The sequence below is a fragment of the Rathayibacter sp. AY1B7 genome, from assembly GCF_002932735.1.
Taxonomy (GTDB): Bacteria; Actinomycetota; Actinomycetes; order Actinomycetales; family Microbacteriaceae; genus Rathayibacter.
Genome location: NZ_PSWK01000001.1, coordinates 117,190 through 134,840 on the forward strand (window position 1 = coordinate 117,190; position 17,651 = coordinate 134,840).

Sequence of the window (17,651 nt, forward strand, 5' to 3'; positions counted from 1 at the left end):
GCTAGCTTCGTCGGCATGACCTTCAACGACGACTCCCAGCTCAGCGGCGGCAAGGTCCGCCGTCGCGGCCGCACCACCGGCATCGCCGTCGGCGGGGGCGCGGTGGGCGTGGTCGTGCTCGCGCTGCTCTCGCAGCTGCTCGGCGTGAATCTCTCGGGCCTCGGCGAGGTGTTCGGCGGAGGCGGGTCCTCGCCGGAGGGCGTCACCTCCACCGCGGTGGCCTGCGACAGCGGCGCCGACGCGAACACGCAGGTCGACTGCCGCCTCGAGGGTGCGGCCGAGTCGCTCGACCGCTACTGGGGCGAGCAGACTCCGACCCTCGGAGTCGCCTACACGACCCCGACCGGCGTCGACCTGTTCGAGGACAGCACCACCACCGGCTGCGGGAGCGCGACCGCCGCGGTCGGCCCGTTCTACTGCCCGCCGGATCGGACGATCTACCTCGACACCGACTTCTTCGACGAGCTGCGCACCCGGTTCGACACCTCGGGCGGATCGCTCGCGCAGATGTACATCCTCGCCCACGAGTGGGGCCACCACATCCAGAACCTGACCGGCGCGATGGAGTCGGCGGACCGCTCCGGCACCGGCCCCGAGTCGGACTCGGTGCGCCTCGAGCTGCAGGCCGACTGCTTCGCCGGAGCCTGGGTGGGCGACGCCTCGACGGTGCCCGACGAGACCGGCACGCCCTACCTCAAGCCGGTGACGGCGCAGGAGTACCAGGACGCGCTCGGCGCCGCGGCCGCCGTCGGCGACGACCGCATCCAGGAGCAGGCCACCGGCACCGTCGATCCGGAGGGATGGACGCACGGCTCGGCCGAGCAGCGGCAGCGCTGGTTCCAGGCCGGCTTCGAGGGCGACGCCACCAGCTGCGACACCTTCGCGGCCGCGCAGCTCTGACCGGGCGCCGCTGAGGGCTCCTCGCCGCTCCCTGGGGACCCGCGCGGGTCAGGACACGGAGTCGGCCGGCTCCTCCATGTACCACTCGGTGAACGAGCGCGCCCGCCCGTCGGGGGCGAAGCGGATGACCCAGAGGTTCAGGTAGGTGCGGTCGCCCGGGTAGACGGTGCGCCCCTCCACCACCGCGGTCTCCTCCGTCAGCGCGACCAGGCCCCACGCGAACGTCGGGTCGGCGGGCTCCTCCTCCGCCCGCCACCACTCCACGATCGCGTCGCGCGGAGTGATCGCGTAGCGGTGCGGCGCCGTGAAGTACTCGGCGTCCTCGGTGAACAGCGCGGCCACATCGGCCGCGTCGTCCGTGGCCCAGGCCTTCTCGTAGCGGGCGATCCAGCTCTCGATGTCGATCATCCGCCCATCCTCGTCCCGCCCGACGCGCGCGGGAAGGAGGAGGAGGGAACAAAGCGGCGCCCCGCGCCGTTGAGCCCCGAGCCGGTCGAAAGCAGAGCCGAGCGATACGATCCCGCCGACGACGGCCCGCCCGCCGCCGCGGTCCGGGTGCGCGTCCGCCGCCGACACGAAGGACCGCCGTGCCCGACTCCGACAGACGCTCCCTGACCCGCTCGCCGGACCCGCGCCTCATCACCGCCGTCCTCGCCTTCGCGGGCATGAGCGCCTCCTTCATGCAGACGCTGGTCGTCCCGATCCAGTCCGAGCTGCCGACGCTGCTCGGCGCCGACCGCACCGAGACCGCGTGGGTGATCACCGCGACGCTGCTGAGCGCCTGCATCCTCACCCCGGTCTCGGGCCGCCTCGGCGACCTCTACGGCAAGCGGCGGATGGCCGTGGCCGCGCTGGTCGTCCTCGTGATCGGCTCGATCGTCTGCGCCTTCGCGGGCGACGTGTGGACGCTGGTCGTGGGCCGGGCCCTCCAGGGCGCGGTGATGGGCGTCATCCCGCTCGGCATCTCGATCCTCCGCGACACCCTCCACCGCGACCGGCTCCCCGGCGCGATCGCCCTGGTCAGCGCGACCCTCGGCATCGGCGGTGCGCTCGGCCTGCCGCTCAGCGCCCTCATCGCGCAGAACACCGACTGGCACGTCCTGTTCTGGATGTCCGCGGGCCTCGGCGTCCTCGACATCGTCCTCGTCCTCCTGGTCGTGCCGGTGTCGACGCTGCGCTCGCCCGGCACCTTCGACGTGGTCGGCACGATCGGCCTCGCACTCGGACTGAGCGGCGTGCTGATCGCCGTCTCGCGCGGCAACGACTCCGGCTGGACCAGTCCCGCGATCCTGGGCTCCGGCCTCGGCGGCATCGCCGTCCTGCTCCTCTGGGGCTGGTACGAGCTGCGGCAGGAGAGCCCGCTCGTCGACCTCCGGGTGGCCGCCCGCCCCGCCGTCCTCTTCACCAACCTCGCCTCGGTGGCGGTCGGCTTCGCGTTCTTCGGCGCCCAGATCACGCTGCCGCAGCGCCTCGAGCTGCCGACCGCGTCCGGCGTCGGCTTCGGCCTGAGCCTGATCGTGGCGAGCCTCGTGCTCGCGCCCTCGGGCCTGGCGATGATGGCGACGTCCCCGCTCGCCGCCCGCCTCTCGGCGCAGTCCGGGCCGCGGCTCGTGCTGATCGCCGGCTCCGGGCTGATCGCGGTCTCGTACCTGCTGATCCTCCCGTTCGGCGGCGAGGTGTGGCAGATCCTGGTGATCAACGCCCTCATCGGCGTCGGGCTGGGCCTCGCCTACGCCGCGATGCCGACGCTCATCATGCACGCCGTCCCCGCCTCGGAGACCGCCGCCGCGAACGGGCTGAACTCGCTGATGCGCACCCTCGGCACGACGCTCTCCTCCGCCGTGACCGCGGGCGTGCTCGCGCAGCTGACCGTGTCGGTCGGCGACGTGCAGCTGCCGAGCTCGCAGGGCTTCGAGACCACGTTCGTGATCGGCGCGATCGGAGCGCTGGTCGCCGTCGCCCTCGGCCTGCTCATCCCGCGGGCGCCCCGCCCGGAGGCGCGACCCGCTCTGCCCTGACCGGTCCGCGCGTCGTCGGCCGCGAGTGCTCCTCGCCGAGGAGACCTGGTCGCGGCCGGCGACGCGCGGCCCGCTACTCGTCCTCGAGCAGCATCCGCTCGATCTGCAGCTCGCGCAGCCGCGTCGAGGCCTGCAGGTTCTCGCGCGCGGCGAGCACCAGGCGGCACAGCAGCACCAGCAGCACGATCGCGAGCACCGCGACCGCCGTCACGACGACTCCGTACAGCGCGGTCAGGACTCCCCAGGTCTGGATCATCCCTCGACGCTACGGAGCCGCACCCGCCCTCGCGTCCCCCGCCCGACGGAGTGCGCGGGGCGGGGCGAGCGGCCCGTGCAGGGGCAGCGGACGCGCAGAGCCCTGCCCGCAGGGGGTCAGCCCGCGAACGCCCCGCGGTACGCCCGCGCCGGGTGCGTCGTCGGCAGCTCGTCCGTCCCGAACAGCTTGCGGCGCAGCGTCCCCTCGGCGTACTCGGTCTGCGCGAGGCCCCGCTCCTGGAGCACCGGCATCACCCGGTCGACGAACTCCTCGTAGCTGCCGGGCAGGATCCAGTTGACGACGTTGATCCCGTCGATCCCCGCGTCGCGCCAGCCCGCCAGGTGGTCGGCGATCTGCTCCGGAGTGCCGACGACCCGTCCGCGCAGCTTCGCCGAGAGCCGGGCCAGATCGCGGACGGTCGGCTCGCGGTCGGGGGAGGCGTCGCGGATCCACTGCAGGTGGCTCTGGCCGGCGTAGGTCTCGATCGCCGAGAGCGGCAGGTCGGGGTCGAGCTTCTCGCCCGTCGCCGGGTCGAAGCCGAGGTTCGAGTGCACGAGGAACGCGTCCGAGGAGAGGTACTCGTCGATCTCGCGCTCGGCGCGGCGCGCCTCCTCCTCCGTGTCGCCGGTGATGAAGGAGAGGCCCAGGTAGAAGGAGGGCGCACCCGCTCCGCGACCGGCCGCCGCGGCGAGGGCCCGCGTGTCCTCGATCAGCTCGCGGGTCTTCTCCGGCGACCCCGAGAACACGAACTGCGCCTCCGCGTTCCGCGCGGCGAAGCGCCGGCCCGCGGGGGAGGAGCCGGCCTGGAAGAGCACGGGCGTGCGCTGGGGCGACGGAGCCGAGAGGTGCGGCCCCTGCACGCGGTAGCGCTTCCCGACGTGGTCGATGCGGTGGATGCGCGCCGGGTCGGCGAAGGAGCCGCTCTTGTCGCGCAGGAGCGCGCCGTCGTCCCACGAGCCCTCCCACAGCTTGTAGACCACGTCGAGGTACTCCTGCGCCCAGGCGTAGCGTTCGTCGTGCTCCTCGAGCCGGTCGTAGCCGAAGTTGCGGGCCGCGCCGTCGAGGGCGCTGGTGACGATGTTCCAGGCGATCCGCCCCTTCGAGAGGTGGTCGAGGGTCGAGACCTTCCGGGCGAAGTCGAACGGATGCGACTGCAGCACCGAGCTCGTGAACGCGAAGCCGAGGTGCTCGGTGCTCACCGCCAGGGCCGAGAGCAGCACGGACGGGTCGTTGCTGGGCAGCTGCAGCCCCTCGCGGGCGTTGACGTCCCAGTCGCCGTCCGCCGGACCGTAGAGCCCCGCCACGTCGGCGAAGAACATCGCGTCGAAGCGGCCGCGCTCCAGCGTCCGGGCGAGGTCGATCCAGAGCTGCACGTCGTCGAACTCGTGCTGCCGGGCGTCGGGGTGGCGCCAGAGGCCGTGCTGGATGTGGGAGGCGGTGTTCATGACGAACGCGCAGAAGCGCAGCGGGCGGGGCTCGGTGATCACGCTCCCAGGCTAGGCCGGGCGCCTCCCACCGGTCTCGAACGACTCCGCGCGTAGGGTGTCCGACTGTGGAATCCCGCATCCCCGAACCCGCGCACGCCGTCCCTCCGCTGACGGACGCCGTCGCCGAAGCGCTCGACGCCACCACCGTCGCCGAGATCCGCGCCCTGCGCGACGACTTCGCGCGCTTCATGCTCCAGTACAAGTTCGGGATGGACGAGATCGTCACGAAGGTGTCGATCCTGCAGGAGGAGTTCCGCGAGCTGCAGGAGTACAACCCGATCGAGCACGTCACGAGCCGGCTCAAGTCGGCCGACAGCCTGATCGAGAAGATCGAGCGCAAGGGCTGCGAGACGACCTTCGACGGCATCGCCGACGCGATCACCGACATCGCCGGCGTGCGGATCACCTGCAGCTTCGTCTCGGACGTCTACCGCGTCTTCGACCTGCTCACCTCGCAGTCCGACGTGACGGTGCTCGAGGTGAAGGACTACATCGCCGAGCCGAAGGAGAACGGCTACAAGAGCCTGCACGCGATCGTCGAGGTGCCCGTGTTCCTCTCCGGCGGATCGGTCGACGTCTGCGTCGAGGTGCAGTTCCGGACCATCGCGATGGACTTCTGGGCGAGCCTGGAGCACAAGATCTACTACAAGTACGACCGCCAGGTCCCGCAGGAGCTCCTCGACGGCCTCGCCGACGCGGCCCGCACCGCCGCCACCCTCGACGCCGACATGGAGCGCCTCCACCGCCAGGTCCGCGGCCCGCTGCCCGGGGCGCGCACCTACGACGTCTGACGCGCCGCCCCACGCCCCCGATCGGGCCGCCCCGACTCCTGCCGATCGAGCACCCCGCGCAGCGGGCCTCTCGAGATCCCCCTACGGAGTCAGCAGCGGCAGCAGCGCCAGCAGCAGCACCGCGGAGCCGTTCAGCGTCGCGTGCGAGACGATCGCCGCTCCGAGCCGCCCGGTGATCGTCGCGATCCAGCCGTGCGCGAGTCCCGCGGTGACCGTCGTCACGCCGAGCGTCACGATCGTCGCCGGGTTCACCATCTGGTGCCCGTGCAGCAGGGCGAAGACCGCCGTGGACGCCAGGATGCTGAACACCATCGCCCAGACGCGGCGGCCGCGGGTGGGCGGCGCCGACTCCGCGGAGCCCCGGAGCATCCGGTTCCGCACCGCGCGCATCACGACGCCGCGGCAGAGGACCTCCTCGACCAGCGGCGCGACGACGACGGGGATGAGGACCGAGCTCAGCACGAACCACAGCGGATCGGGGTCGATGTCGAGGTTCCCCTGCGCGTCCTGGAGGAGCGGAGCGAACGCGGCGAGCACGAACAGGATCACGACGCGCACCGCGATGCCGAGCCCGATCCCGATGGGCACGTCGATCCAGCGGAACCGCAGCCCGAAGTCGGCCGCCATCGTGCCCAGCCCGCGCAGCCGAGACGCCGCGAACGGGACGATCAGCGCGACGAGGTAGCTCGCGAGCGCCCCCGCGAAGGCGAGTCCGGCGGAGTAGGGGAGCACGCCGAACCCGAACAGCAGGATGAGCACGGCCAGCGGCAGGACGATCCCGACGATCGTGAGCACGGCGGTCGGCAGGCCCCAGCGGACCCGAGGATCGGGCAGGTAGAGGAGGGAGGAGTAGGGCGCGTGGACCGAGGGGAGGGGCTCGGCCGGCCACGACGTCGTCGCAGCGGAGTCGGGCGCGAGCGTCGCGGGATCGGGCGGCGGGAAGGCGTCGGGTTGCATGGCCGGGCCAGCCTACGCAGACCGCCTGGACGGGATCCGGGCTGCAGTCACTGCTCGGCGCGGGCCGGAACGGGAGGGATGTGCGGCGGATCGCGGCGGCGGGGACCCCCGGGTACGAAGAAACCCCCGCCATGTAGAAGCTAGGCGAGGGTTCCAGTGGCTCCGACGGGCGTCGATCCCGTGACCTCACGATTTTCAGTCGTGCGCTCTACCAACTGAGCTACAGAGCCGTTGCGACGTGATGTCGCTGGAGAGGTGATCTCCTGAAAAAGGCCCTTCCTCTCGGAAGGGCCTCTTTGCGACCCTGACGGGACTTGAACCCGCGACCTCCGCCGTGACAGGGCGGCACGCTAACCAACTGCGCTACAGGGCCTCGTTGCGAAGACAAGCATACTGCCTTCGAGGCTGTTCTATTTTCACGCCCCGACCCTCTCGAGCCGGTGCACTTTCCGGTGGTGCTGGTACTTCTGGTGGTGCTGGTAGTACCGACCCATCCGTGACCCCAACGGGATTCGAACCCGTGCTGCCGCCGTGAAAGGGCGGTGTCCTAGGCCACTAAACGATGGGGCCGGAGACTCGCGGGGCGACCCTGCGGCCGACCCCCCATGACTACCGACACGCAAGCATAGGGGGCCGCGGCGCAGGATGCAAAATCGACGGTTCCGCTGGCGGCGTGCACCCCGTCCGGGGTTGACCCGGGTCTAGGAGATCGGGCAGGGCCGCGGTTAGGGTGGGGCGGAATCGCTCTTCCCCCCACCCGCGCGCCGGAGCCGCACCGCCGCGGAGGGAGGGCCCCCTATCCCCGAGGTCCCATGCCCCACTCCCTGCGCCGTCCGCGTCCCGCCCGCCTCCCCGGCGCGCCGCGACTCGGGCGACTCCGAGGTGCTGCCCTGGCCTCCGCCGTCGTCGCGCTCGTCGCCGGCCTGCTCGTCGCCACTCCCGCCCAGGCGGTCGAGTACCCGTCGTGGGCCGACGTCGAGGCGGCGAAGGGCGACACCGCCGCCGCCGCCGCTCAGGTCGACCGGATCACGTCCCTGATCGGCGACCTCCAGAGCGAGGTCGCCTCCGCCCAGCAGCTCGCGCAGCAGCGCGGCGACGAGCACTTCGCCGCTCAGCAGGCGTTCGACGAGGCCTCGGACCAGTCGAAGAAGCTCGAGGACCGGGCCGCCGCCAGCGCCGAGGAGGCCGACAAGGCCTCGCAGCAGGCGGGCCTGCTCGCCGCGCAGCTCTACCGCAGCACCGGCACCGACCTGTCCGTCAACATCTTCCTCGACCAGAAGGCCGGCCAGGCCGACCAGCTGCTGTCGAAGATCGGGAGCATGACCAAGCTGGTCGAGCGCTCCTCCGCGATCTACGAGCAGGCCAGCACCGCCCGCAACACCGCGTCGTCCCTCGCCGACCAGGCCGAGGTCGCGCAGACGGAGCGCGAGCGCCTCCGCGTCGCCGCCGAGCAGAAGCTGGCCGAGGCGACCGCCGCTCAGGAGGCGTCCGAGGCCGCGCTCGCCGAGCAGCAGGAGCAGAGCGTCGTGCTCGAGCAGCAGCTCGCCGCGCTCCGCGACACTGAGTCGAAGACCGTGGCCGAGTACGAGGCCGGCGTCGCCGCCCGCGAGGCCGAGCGCCTCCGGAAGCTCGCCGAGGAGGAGGCCGCCCGTCAGGCCGCCGCCCAGGCCGAGGCCGCGCGCCGCGAGGCCGCTCGGGCCGCAGCCGCATCCAGCGGCGGCAGCGGTGGCGGTGGCGGGTACGTCGCCCCCTCGGGCGGCGGCGGCTCCAGCGCCGTCAGCGACTCCGGCTGGGTCCGCCCTGCCGGAGGCCGCATCACCGGCACCTTCGGCCCGCGCGACAGCATCTCGACCGGCGGAGGATCCTCCGGCTCGTACCATCGCGGCACCGACCTCGCGGGCGGCTGCGGCATCCCGATCTTCGCGGCGCACAGCGGCACCGTCTCCTACGCGGGCCCCAACGGCACCTACGGCAACTGGGTGCTGATCGACCACGGCAGCGGCATCAGCACCGGCTACGCCCACATCATGTCCGGCGGGATCTACGTCCGCGTCGGCCAGCAGGTCCAGGCGGGCGAGCAGATCGCCGCCGTCGGCTCGACCGGCGCGTCCACCGGCTGCCACCTGCACTTCGAGACCCGCGTCAACGGCTCCGCCGTCGACGCCCAACCTTTCATGGCCCAACGAGGAGTCACCCTTGGCTGACGCACAGACGACCGCACGCACCTTCACCCCGGCACCCCGGGAGCGCGCCTGGAAGGGCCGCCTCCCGCTCGTCATCTCCGCCGCCTTCGCGGTCACGGCGGTCACCGCGTCCCTCGGCATCACCCCGGCCCTCGCCGACGACGCGAAGTACCCCTCGTGGGACGACGTGCAGAACGCCAAGAAGGACGAGGCGAGCAAGCAGGCCGAGATCGACTCGATCACCGGCCTCATCGCGAGCCTGCAGACCGCGGTCGACGAGAAGTCGATCACCGCGATGAAGAAGGCCGAGGCCTGGCGCCAGGCCAAGGAGGCGCTCGACGCCGCTGCGAAGGCCGTCGCCGACCTCGAGGAGAAGGCGACCACCGCCTCCGCCAAGGCCCAGACCTCGAAGATGCGCGCCGGCCTGCTGGCCGCGCACCTCTCTCGCGCCGCCGGCGGCGACCTCTCCGCCAGCCTCGTGGCCAAGGGCAAGGACGCGGGCGACCTGCTCTACCAGCTCGGCGCGATGTCGCAGCTCTCGGAGCAGTCGCAGAAGGTCTACGCCGACGCCCTCGCCGACAAGCAGAACGCGGAGTCGCTCGGCGATCAGGCCGACCGCGCCGTCACCGAGCACCAGGCGCTCTCGGACGAGGCCGACGCCGCGCGCAAGGACGCCGACGCCGCCGCCGAGTCGGCCCGCGCGTCGCTCTCGGCGCAGGAGGAGAAGTCGCAGGAGCTGGTCGCCCAGCTCGCTCTGCTGAAGGACTCCTCGGTCGAGGCCGAGACCCAGTACCTCGCGGGCGAGCAGAAGCGCCAGGCCGACGAGGCCGCCGCCCAGGCGCAGGCCGAGGCGGAGGCCGCCGCTCAGGCGCAGTCCACCGCCCGCTCCGCCCAGCAGCAGTCCTCGGCGCAGGCCGACATCGCCGCCCCGTCGCGTCAGACCGCGTCCCTCCCGCAGCCCGCCGCGCCGCAGCCCGCGCAGCAGCAGCCCGCTCCTGCTCCGGCCCAGCCCGCTGCTCAGCCGGTCGCCCAGCCGGCGGCTCAGCCGCTCCCGCAGCCGGTGACCGCTCCGGTCCTGGTGCCGACCAGCGGCGCCGTCGAGAACGCGATCTCGTACGCGATGGCTCAGCTCGGCGAGGAGTACGTCCTCGGCGGCATGGGCCCGGACCAGTGGGACTGCTCGGGCCTCACCAAGGCCTCGTACGCGTCCTCGGGCATCTACATCGGCACCCACTCGGCGACGAACCAGTACAACACGATGGCCGGCGCCGGCAAGCTCGTCCCCTACAGCCAGCGCCAGCGCGGCGACCTGATCTTCTGGGGCGGCGGCGGGGACTACTACCACGTGGCCATCTACCTCGGGAACAACCAGATCATCGAGGCCGCCGACTACGGCAAGCCCGTGCGCATCTGGAACACCTGGGGCACGCCTGCCGGCATGGTCGGCCGCCCGGCCGCGTGAGCCGCGGCCGCACCGCACAACGAGAGAACCCCCTCCTGTCGAGACGACGGGAGGGGGTTCCTTCGTTGATGCGAGGGGTCAGTGACCCTCTTCGGCCAGCTTCTTGATGCCGTCCTGGACGATCTGCTCCGCCTCGGCGGCGTCGCCCCACGCGTCGACCTTGACCCACTTGCCGGGCTCGAGGTCCTTGTAGCGCTCGAAGAAGTGCTTGATCTCGTTCTTCGTCTGCTCCGGGACGTCGCCGATGTCCTGGATGTGCTGCCAGCGCGGGTCCTTCGCGGGGACCACGATCACCTTCGCGTCGGAGCCGGCCTCGTCGCTCATGTTGAGCACGCCGACCGGGCGGACGGAGACGCCCACGCCCGGGAAGACGGGGTACTCGAGCAGCACCAGCGCGTCGACGGGGTCGCCGTCGAGGCCGAGTGTGTTCTCGAAGTACCCGTAGTCCGTCGGGTAGACGAAGGAGGTGAAGAGCACGCGGTCGAGGTAGACGCGACCGGTCTCGTGGTCGACCTCGTACTTGTTGCGGCTCCCCTTGGGGATCTCGACGACGACGTCGTATGCGGCCATGCTCTCTCCTTGAGTCGGTGGCGCCGTGAGCGGCGCATCGGCGGACGGATCGGCCTCCGGAACGCTCGCGCGGGTGCGCGCGCGGGAGGGGCGGATCGCTGGCATTACGTTACTTGATGTGCCCGATCGCCCCCGCCTGACCCCCGCCGTCGCCGATCTGCGGCGGGCGGTGCGCGAGAGCCTCGACGGGCTCGACCCCGGAGCGCTCGTGCTGGTCGCGCTGAGCGGGGGAGCGGACTCGCTCGCGCTCGCGGCGGCGGTCGCCTTCGAGGCCCCGCGGGGCGGGAGGCGGGCCGGCGCGGTGATCGTCGACCACGGGCTACAGGAGGCGTCGGCGGAGGTCGCGCGGCGGGCCGCGGAGCAGGCGCACGCGCTGGGGCTCGCGCCGGTGCTGCGCGAGGTGGTGACGGTGTCCGCCGAGGGCGGTCCGGAGGCGGCCGCCCGCAGCGCGCGCTACCGCGCCTTCGACGACGCGCTGACCGCGACGGGCGCCGCCGCGATCCTCCTGGGCCACACCCTCGACGACCAGGCCGAGACGGTGCTGTTGGGCCTGGCACGAGGAGCCGGTGCGGCCTCGCTGCACGGGATGGCGCCGGTCAGCGGGCCGCTGAGGCGGCCGCTCCTGGGCCTGCGGCGCGAGACGACCCGCCTCGCCTGCTCCGACCAGGGGCTCGTGCCGTGGGACGACCCGCACAACGACGACCCCCGCTACTCGCGGGTCCGGGTGCGGAACCGCGTGCTGCCCGTGCTGGAGGACGAGCTGGGGCCGGGAGTGGCCCAGGCTCTGGCGCGCACGGCCGAGCAGCTGCGGGAGGACGGGGACGCGCTCGACGCGCTCGCCCTCGACTGGGCGCTCGAGCTGGTGGGCCAGGACGAGGCGGGGCACGTCACGGTCGACGCGCGCGGGCTCGCGGCGGACCCGCCGGCGCTGCGGCAGCGGATCATCCGCCTGGTCGTGGCGAACGAGTTCGGAGTCGCGCTCTCGCGCTCGCAGACGCTGGCGGTCGCCGCGCTGGTCACCGACTGGCACGGCCAGAAGGGCGTCGACCTCCCCGGCGTCCTCGCCACCCGCCGCGGCACCACCCTCGTCTTCGCACCCGCGGCCCCCTGACCCCGTCCCCGCGACGCCTGTCTCCGCGAGATGCCCGACCCCTCCCCGCGAGATGCCGCTCCGGCACGCGACTCGCCGACGGAGGTGTACCGGAGCGGAGTCTCGCGGAGGGGAGAGGGGGGCCGGTCACCCGTAGAGTGGCCGGGTGGAAGCAGCCGACATCGCCGACGACATCACCGAGGTCCTCTACACCGAGGCCGAGATCCACGAGCGGATCCGCGACCTGGCCCGCGCCATCGAGCGCGACTACGCGGGTGAGAACCTGCTCATCGTCGGGGTGCTGCGCGGCGCCGTGATGGTGATGGCCGATCTGGCCCGCGAGCTCAAGCTCGACATCGTCATGGACTGGATGGCCGTCTCGTCCTACGGGAGCGGCACCAAGTCCTCCGGCGTCGTGCGGATCCTGAAGGACCTCGACTCCGACATCACGAACCGCAAGGTGCTGATCGTCGAGGACATCATCGACTCCGGCCTCACGCTCTCGTGGCTGCAGGGCAACCTCCGCAGCCGCGGCGCCGAGTCCGTCGAGATCTTCGCGCTGTTCCGCAAGCCCGCGGCCGCCAAGGTCGAGGTCGACGTGGCCTACGTCGGCTTCGACATCCCGAACGAGTTCGTGATCGGGTACGGGCTCGACTACGCCGAGCGCTACCGCAACCTCCGCGATGTCGCCGTCCTCGCCCCGCACGTCTACGAGTAGCCCCGCGGACACCGCGCAGGAGAGCCTCGAGCGGCTCTTCGCGGTGCCGCTGCTGGGCTACCACATGAGCTACCCGACCTCGCTGCGGGCCGACCTCGAGTTCAACTACTGGTGGCTCGCGCACGCGATCGACGCGGCCGTCGACGCCTTCGAGCGCACGGGCGACGAGGCGCACCTGGAGCGGGCCCGGCGGATCCATCGCGCGATCCGCCTCCGCAACGGCGGGCGCCTGGTCAACGGCTACTTCGACGACATGATGTGGCTCGGCGGCGCGCTCGCCCGCCTCGGGGAGGCCTCCGGCGACCCGCGCTTCCTCGACCGGGCCGACCGCCTGTGGCGCTTCGCCGTCGCGAAGGGCTGGAACCTCCGCCACGGGGCGAGCCTCGCCTGGCGCCGCCGGCAGCTGGACTACAAGAACGCGCCCGCGAACGGCCCGTTCGCGATCCTCGGCGCGCGCCTGGAGCGGCTGCGACCGGACGGCCGGGAGGAGCTCTCGCGCGCCGCCCTCGACTGGATGCACGTGCGCCTCCGCGACGACGACACCGGCTTCGTCGCCGATGGCATCGGCCGCGAGGGCGGCTCCGCCCGCGACGACTGGGCCTTCAGCTACAACCACGCCGTCTACGTCGGCGCGGCGCTCGCCCTGCACCGCCTGCGGCCCGACCCCCGCCTGGTCGCCCACGCCTCCCGCACGGCCGAGGATCTGCTGGACCGGCTCGCCCCCGACGGCGTCTTCGTCGACCAGGGATCGGGGGACGGCGCCCTGTTCGGCGGCATCGCCTACCGGCACCTCGTCGACCTCGCCACGACGGCCGGAGTGGCGCCCGCGGTGGCGGCTCGCGTCCGCGGCTTCGTCGCCGGCAGCGTCGCCGCACTGCAGAGCTCGAGCGTCCGCCGCGGGGTGCTGCTGGCCGGGCCCCGCTGGGACGCGCCTCCGTCGCTGCCCGCCACGCTCTCGGCCGAGATCGGCGCCGTGCTCGCCCTGGAGGCGTCAGCGCGACTGGACCGGTCGCCGGTGCCGTCAGACTGACGGGGTGAAGGCACCCGAGAAGCGCACCGTCGCCGTCGTGATCAACCCGAGCAAGTTCGACGACGTCGGCGCCGCGGAGGACCTGGTCGCGACGATCGCGCGCCGCCACGGCTGGAACGAGCCGCTCTGGTTCGAGACCAGCCTGGGCGACTCCGGAGCCGCCGCGGCCCGCGCCGCACTCGAGGCGGGCCCGGACCTGGTCTGCTCGATGGGAGGCGACGGCACCGTCCGCGCCGTCGCCACGGTGCTGCGGGGGACCGGCGTCCCCTACGGCCTGCTGCCCAGCGGCACGGGCAACCTCCTCGCGCGGAACCTCGGGATCCCGCTCGGCTCGCTGCCCGAGGCGGTCGAGATCGCCCTGCTCGGGCAGGACCGCGCCATCGACGTGGGCACGGCCGCGTTCGACGACGGCGAGGAGCGGGTGTTCATGGTGATGGGCGGGGTGGGCCTGGACGCCGAGATCATGGACAAGACGGACGAGGAGCTGAAGAAGCGGGTGGGCTGGGGCGCCTACTTCGCGGCGGGGGCGCCGGCGATGTTCAAGGCCGGATTCGAGGTGACCCTCACGATCGACGGCGCGGAGGAGCCTCCGCAGCGCTGCTTCATGGTGCTGGCCTGCAACTGCAGCTCCGTGGTCGCGAACATCGAGCTGGCCGCGGGCGCGGTGCTCGACGACGGCGACCTGGAGCTGGTGCTGCTGCGTCGGCGCTTCGGCCTCGCGCTGGACGTGGCGACCGGCAACCGCAACGGGCTCGCCTCGCTCCGGCAGTGGCCCGGCCGCGAGTTCTCGTTCGAGCTGGACCAGCCGGTGCTCGCCGAGCTGGACGGCGATCCGGTCGGCCGCACCCGCTCCGGGCGCTTCGGCGTGGATCCGGGCGCCCTGCTCGTGCGCCTGCCGGTGCCGACGCCCCGGAGCCCGGGACTGACTCCGCACGACTCGGTGATCGTCGACACGTCCGCCATCTCGACGCTGCTCCCGGAGCCGCCCTCCTCCTGACGCTTGCGCACTCTTCTTTACGGTTGTAAGTTATCTGACGGACGTAAAGAAGGCGCTCCTCGCGCCGGGAAGAAGGACCCCGTGACCGATCCGCGGCTCACCCGCTCGCGCGAGCTCCTGCTCACCGCGATCACGACGGCCCTCGACCGCCCGGGCGACGACCAGCCCTCCATCACGGAGCTCTGCGGCGCCGCGGGCGTCAGCCGCCCCACGTTCTACCAGCACTTCGGCGATGTGCCGTCCCTGATCGAGGCCGCCGCGGTGGAGCGGATGCACGCGCTGTTCGGCGACGTCGCTCCCGGCACCGCCCCCGCCGACTGGGAGGGGACGGTCCCCCTCATCGTCCGCGGGCTCCTCGAGGGCCTGCTCGTGCACGCCGACTTCTACCGCCGCGTGCTGAGCGGAGGCACGGCCCGCGCCGTGCAGGAGTCGGTCGTCGCGTTCCTCGCGCAGCGGCTCCTCGCCTTCTCGCCCCTCGCCGAGCGCGGATCGGGCGGCGGCGACCACGCCCGCGTCGAGCGCTTCGCCGTCCTCCTCGCCGCCGGCACCACCTGGCTGGTCGTCGGCTGGCTCCTCGACGGCGACGCCCGCCGTCCCGTGGCCTCGGCCTCCGCCGACATCGCCGAGCTCCTCGTCACCGGGGTCGCCTCGCCGCGGCTCGCCGCCCTGCACTCCACGAAGTAGAAGGACAATGACCACCTCCCCGCTCCGCCGCGCCCTGCGCGCCGTGAACCCGCGCCTCGTCGTCGTCTTCGCCGCGATCGCGCTCATCCCGCTGATCTACGCGGGACTGCTGACCTCGGCCAACCTCGATCCCACGCACCACCTCGACACGGTGCCCGCCGCGATCGTCAACGAGGACACCGGCGCGACCGCCTCGGACGGCTCCGCGCTCGCCCTCGGCGACGACCTGACCGAGCAGCTCACCACCGACACGTCCGGCTCGGACTTCGCCTGGACGGCGACCGGTGCCGACGAGGCGTCCCGCGAGCTCGCCTCCGGCGACGTCCTCGCCGTGCTGACGGTGCCGGCCGGCTTCTCGGCCGACGTCGCCTCCGTCGGCGGCGACGACCCCGCCGCGGCCGTGCAGGCGAAGCTGTCGATCGAGACGAACGACGCGGCCAACCTGATCGTCGGCAACATCGCCTCCACCATCGGCACCACCGTGACGAAGACGCTGGAGGAGAAGGTCGGCGCGACCTACCTCGAGAACGTCTACCTCGGCTTCACCGACGTGCACTCGAGCCTCGAGCAGGCGGCCGACGGCGCCGCTCAGCTGGCGGACGGCGCCGGGACCGCGGCGTCCGGCTCCTCCGAGCTGGTCGTCGGGCTCGCGCAGCTGCAGGACGGCACCGCGCAGCTGGCGACCGGCGCCGACTCCCTCCGCTCGGGCGCGGGGAGCGCGGCCTCCGGAGCGTCCGACCTCTCGTCGGGACTCCAGCGGATCGCGAGCGGGACCGGGCAGCTGCCCGACCAGGCGGCGGCGCTCGACACGGGAGCCCGCACGGTCGCCGACGGCGCCCAGCAGCTCGACGGCGGAGCGGCGTCGCTCGCCTCGGGCGCCACCGACCTCGCCGCGGGGACGTCGACCCTGAAGGACGGCGCGGCCTCGGCGGCGTCCGGCGCCGAGGCGCTGGCCACCGGGTCCGCCTCCCTCTCCGACGGAGCGGGGAAGGCCCTCGCAGGAGCCCAGCAGCTCGTGACCGGCGCGGGAGCGCTCGCGACCGCCACTCCGGGACTCGCCACCGGAGCGACCGGAGTCGACTCCGGCCTCGCCTCCCTGCTCTCTCGGTACGACTCGCTGTCCGATGCCCAGCGCGTGGCCGAGCTGACCGCCCTCGAGCAGGGTGCGGCCGCTCTCGCGGGCGGAGCCGCCTCGGCGGACGCTGGCGCGCAGACGCTCGCCTCCGGTGCGACCGCGCTCGTCGGCGACGACGGCAGCGGACTGACGGCGCTCGCCGCCGGTGCCGCCACGGTCTCGAGCGGAGCCGCCGACCTCGCGACCGGCACCGCCGCTCTGTCCACCGGGGCGACCTCCGCCGCCGACGGCGCCCAGAAGCTGCAGACCGGTGCGCAGGCCCTCGCCCAGGGAGCCGCGACCCTCGACGGCGGAGCCGCCCAGGTCGCCGGCGGAGTGGACACCCTCTCCGGCGCGGTCGGCCCGCTCACCAGCGGGATCGCCTCCGCGGCCGCCGGCGCCTCCGACCTCGCCTCCGGGACGGCCGCCCTCGCGACGGGCGCGTCGGACCTCGCGGACGGCGCCGAGACCGCCGCGACCGGCTCGGCCGACGCGGCCACCGGTTCGCAGGACCTCGCCGACGGGATCGACTCCCTCGCCTCCGGATCGCGCACCCTCGACACGAAGCTCTCGGACGGCGCGGACGACGTGCCCACCTACACCGGCGAGCAGGCGCAGGAGCTCAGCACCGTCGCGGCCGCCCCGGTCGGGATCGACGCCGAGCGGATGAACCGCGTGCCGTCCTACGGCTACGGCCTCGCCCCCTACTTCATGGCCCTCGCGCTCTGGGTCGGCGCGCTGGCCTTCTACCTGATGAGCGCCCCGCTCAGCTCCCGCCTCCTCGCCGCGCGCCGTCCCGCCTGGGTCATCGCACTGCGCAGCTACCTGCCCGGCGCGCTGATGGCGGTCGCCCAGGGCGTCCTGGCCGCGCTCGTCATCCGCTTCGGAGTGGGCGTCGAGGCGTCGAACCTGCCCGGGCTGATCGGGATCGCCGTGCTCACGAGCCTCACCTTCGTGGCGATCAACCAGGCGCTGATCGCGCTGCTGGACGCCCCGGGCCGGTTCCTGGCGCTGCTGATGATCGTGCTGCAGCTGTCCTCGGCCGGAGGCACCTACCCGGTCGAGACCGCTCCCGCCTTCTTCCAGGCGATCCACGGAGTGCTGCCGCTGACCTGGACAGTGGAGGCGTTCCGCTCGCTGATCGCCGGCGGCAGCATCGGAGTCGCGCACGCGGTCCTGGTGCTCGTGCTCTGGCTGGTCGGGGCGCTCGCCGTGACCGTGCTGGCCGCCGCCCGCCGCCGCCGTGGCCTCGTGCCCGCCCTCCGCGACCCGGAGCCCCTCCTCGAGTCGGCCTGACCCAGCCGGGCGGTCCCGGTCCGTCCGTCCGCGCCTCCTGCCCCTCGTCGCGGCACGCCCCGCCCGGACACCTTCGCCCCCTCCGAGACCGCAGTAGT

The 17,651-nt window shown here is 73.1% G+C and carries 16 protein-coding genes and 3 tRNA genes; 11 read left to right on the plus strand and 8 right to left on the minus strand.

Features of this window, described 5'->3' with window-relative positions:
* Positions 1-15 precede the first annotated feature (15 nt).
* A complete protein-coding gene (locus C5C95_RS00440; protein ID WP_104224400.1) occupies positions 16-900 on the plus strand; it encodes a neutral zinc metallopeptidase in 885 nt (294 codons plus the stop codon).
* Between the two features lie 48 nt (positions 901-948).
* Here the strand turns inward: C5C95_RS00440 and C5C95_RS00445 are convergent, their stop codons facing one another.
* The gene (locus C5C95_RS00445) at positions 949-1,308 is read right to left on the minus strand and encodes a nuclear transport factor 2 family protein (protein ID WP_104323554.1); all 360 of its coding nucleotides are present in this window, start codon (positions 1,306-1,308) and stop codon (positions 949-951) included.
* A 179-nt stretch (positions 1,309-1,487) separates the two neighbouring features.
* Here C5C95_RS00445 and C5C95_RS00450 point away from each other — a divergent pair, with 179 nt between their 5' ends.
* The gene (locus C5C95_RS00450) at positions 1,488-2,918 is read left to right on the plus strand and encodes an MFS transporter (RefSeq protein WP_258062342.1); all 1,431 of its coding nucleotides are present in this window, start codon (positions 1,488-1,490) and stop codon (positions 2,916-2,918) included.
* A 73-nt stretch (positions 2,919-2,991) separates the two neighbouring features.
* Here C5C95_RS00450 and C5C95_RS00455 read toward each other — a convergent pair whose 3' ends face one another.
* Together C5C95_RS00455 and C5C95_RS00460 are read right to left on the minus strand one after the other, a co-directional pair.
* Positions 2,992-3,174, minus strand: coding sequence for a hypothetical protein (locus C5C95_RS00455; protein ID WP_104224402.1), 183 nt, complete (start codon positions 3,172-3,174; stop codon positions 2,992-2,994).
* A 116-nt stretch (positions 3,175-3,290) separates the two neighbouring features.
* Positions 3,291-4,619: an NtaA/DmoA family FMN-dependent monooxygenase gene (locus C5C95_RS00460; RefSeq protein ID WP_374954305.1), complete on the minus strand. Its 1,329-nt coding sequence runs from the start codon at positions 4,617-4,619 to the stop codon at positions 3,291-3,293.
* Positions 4,620-4,849: 230 nt separating this feature from the next.
* Here C5C95_RS00460 and C5C95_RS00465 point away from each other — a divergent pair, with 230 nt between their 5' ends.
* The gene (locus tag C5C95_RS00465; protein WP_104224409.1) at positions 4,850-5,452 is read left to right on the plus strand and encodes a GTP pyrophosphokinase family protein; all 603 of its coding nucleotides are present in this window, start codon (positions 4,850-4,852) and stop codon (positions 5,450-5,452) included.
* A gap of 81 nt (positions 5,453-5,533) precedes the next feature.
* Here the strand turns inward: C5C95_RS00465 and C5C95_RS00470 are convergent, their stop codons facing one another.
* From C5C95_RS00470 to C5C95_RS00485, 4 genes are all read right to left on the minus strand, one after another.
* A complete protein-coding gene (locus tag C5C95_RS00470; RefSeq protein WP_104224403.1) occupies positions 5,534-6,409 on the minus strand; it encodes a CPBP family intramembrane glutamic endopeptidase in 876 nt (291 codons plus the stop codon).
* 157 nt (positions 6,410-6,566) lie between these two features.
* Positions 6,567-6,639 (minus strand) — tRNA-Phe (locus tag C5C95_RS00475).
* Between the two features lie 69 nt (positions 6,640-6,708).
* Positions 6,709-6,782 (minus strand) — tRNA-Asp (locus C5C95_RS00480).
* A 124-nt stretch (positions 6,783-6,906) separates the two neighbouring features.
* A tRNA-Glu gene (locus C5C95_RS00485) sits at positions 6,907-6,979 on the minus strand.
* Between the two features lie 242 nt (positions 6,980-7,221).
* Between C5C95_RS00485 and C5C95_RS00490 the strand changes: the two genes are divergently transcribed.
* Both C5C95_RS00490 and C5C95_RS00495 read left to right on the plus strand, forming a co-directional pair.
* Positions 7,222-8,613 carry a peptidoglycan DD-metalloendopeptidase family protein gene (locus C5C95_RS00490; RefSeq protein WP_104291751.1) on the plus strand — a complete coding sequence of 464 codons (1,392 nt, stop codon included), beginning with the start codon at positions 7,222-7,224 and terminating at the stop codon, positions 8,611-8,613.
* The gene (locus C5C95_RS00495; RefSeq protein WP_258072599.1) at positions 8,606-10,054 is read left to right on the plus strand and encodes a C40 family peptidase; all 1,449 of its coding nucleotides are present in this window, start codon (positions 8,606-8,608) and stop codon (positions 10,052-10,054) included. The genes C5C95_RS00490 and C5C95_RS00495 overlap by 8 nt, the downstream gene beginning before the upstream one ends.
* 78 nt (positions 10,055-10,132) lie before the next feature.
* Here C5C95_RS00495 and ppa read toward each other — a convergent pair whose 3' ends face one another.
* Positions 10,133-10,624 carry an inorganic diphosphatase gene (ppa, locus tag C5C95_RS00500; RefSeq protein ID WP_068255683.1) on the minus strand — a complete coding sequence of 164 codons (492 nt, stop codon included), beginning with the start codon at positions 10,622-10,624 and terminating at the stop codon, positions 10,133-10,135.
* A 118-nt stretch (positions 10,625-10,742) separates the two neighbouring features.
* Between ppa and tilS the strand changes: the two genes are divergently transcribed.
* The 6 genes from tilS (at position 10,743) to C5C95_RS00530 (ending at position 17,553) form a co-directional block, all read left to right on the plus strand.
* Positions 10,743-11,735, plus strand: coding sequence for a tRNA lysidine(34) synthetase TilS (gene tilS / locus C5C95_RS00505; RefSeq protein ID WP_104323555.1), 993 nt, complete (start codon positions 10,743-10,745; stop codon positions 11,733-11,735).
* Positions 11,736-11,880: 145 nt separating this feature from the next.
* Positions 11,881-12,432 (plus strand): hypoxanthine phosphoribosyltransferase, encoded by a 552-nt coding sequence (gene hpt / locus C5C95_RS00510; protein WP_104323556.1) that lies wholly within the window; start codon positions 11,881-11,883, stop codon positions 12,430-12,432.
* A complete protein-coding gene (locus C5C95_RS00515) occupies positions 12,398-13,462 on the plus strand; it encodes a glycoside hydrolase family 76 protein (protein WP_104323557.1) in 1,065 nt (354 codons plus the stop codon). Before hpt ends, C5C95_RS00515 begins: the two co-directional genes overlap by 35 nt.
* Before the next feature lie 4 nt (positions 13,463-13,466).
* Positions 13,467-14,459 carry a diacylglycerol kinase family protein gene (locus C5C95_RS00520; protein ID WP_104323558.1) on the plus strand — a complete coding sequence of 331 codons (993 nt, stop codon included), beginning with the start codon at positions 13,467-13,469 and terminating at the stop codon, positions 14,457-14,459.
* 81 nt (positions 14,460-14,540) lie between these two features.
* Entirely contained in the window at positions 14,541-15,143 is a 603-nt protein-coding gene (locus C5C95_RS00525) for a TetR/AcrR family transcriptional regulator (protein WP_104323559.1), read from the plus strand.
* Positions 15,144-15,150: 7 nt separating this feature from the next.
* Entirely contained in the window at positions 15,151-17,553 is a 2,403-nt protein-coding gene (locus tag C5C95_RS00530; protein ID WP_104323560.1) for a YhgE/Pip domain-containing protein, read from the plus strand.
* Positions 17,554-17,651 lie beyond the last annotated feature (98 nt).

What these genes read in the sequence shown, in the direction of transcription:
- C5C95_RS00440 (WP_104224400.1), top strand. Translation starts at nt 16, where the DNA reads ATGACCTTCAACGACGACTCCCAGCTCAGCGGCGGCAAGGTCCGCCGT.
- C5C95_RS00445 (WP_104323554.1), bottom strand. Translation starts at nt 1,308, where the DNA reads ATGATCGACATCGAGAGCTGGATCGCCCGCTACGAGAAGGCCTGGGCC.
- C5C95_RS00455 (WP_104224402.1), bottom strand. Translation starts at nt 3,174, where the DNA reads ATGATCCAGACCTGGGGAGTCCTGACCGCGCTGTACGGAGTCGTCGTG.
- C5C95_RS00460 (WP_374954305.1), bottom strand. Translation starts at nt 4,619, where the DNA reads ATGAACACCGCCTCCCACATCCAGCACGGCCTCTGGCGCCACCCCGAC.
- C5C95_RS00465 (WP_104224409.1), top strand. Translation starts at nt 4,850, where the DNA reads ATGCTCCAGTACAAGTTCGGGATGGACGAGATCGTCACGAAGGTGTCG.
- C5C95_RS00470 (WP_104224403.1), bottom strand. Translation starts at nt 6,409, where the DNA reads ATGCAACCCGACGCCTTCCCGCCGCCCGATCCCGCGACGCTCGCGCCC.
- C5C95_RS00490 (WP_104291751.1), top strand. Translation starts at nt 7,222, where the DNA reads ATGCCCCACTCCCTGCGCCGTCCGCGTCCCGCCCGCCTCCCCGGCGCG.
- ppa (WP_068255683.1), bottom strand. Translation starts at nt 10,624, where the DNA reads ATGGCCGCATACGACGTCGTCGTCGAGATCCCCAAGGGGAGCCGCAAC.
- C5C95_RS00515 (WP_104323557.1), top strand. Translation starts at nt 12,398, where the DNA reads ATGTCGCCGTCCTCGCCCCGCACGTCTACGAGTAGCCCCGCGGACACC.
- C5C95_RS00530 (WP_104323560.1), top strand. Translation starts at nt 15,151, where the DNA reads ATGACCACCTCCCCGCTCCGCCGCGCCCTGCGCGCCGTGAACCCGCGC.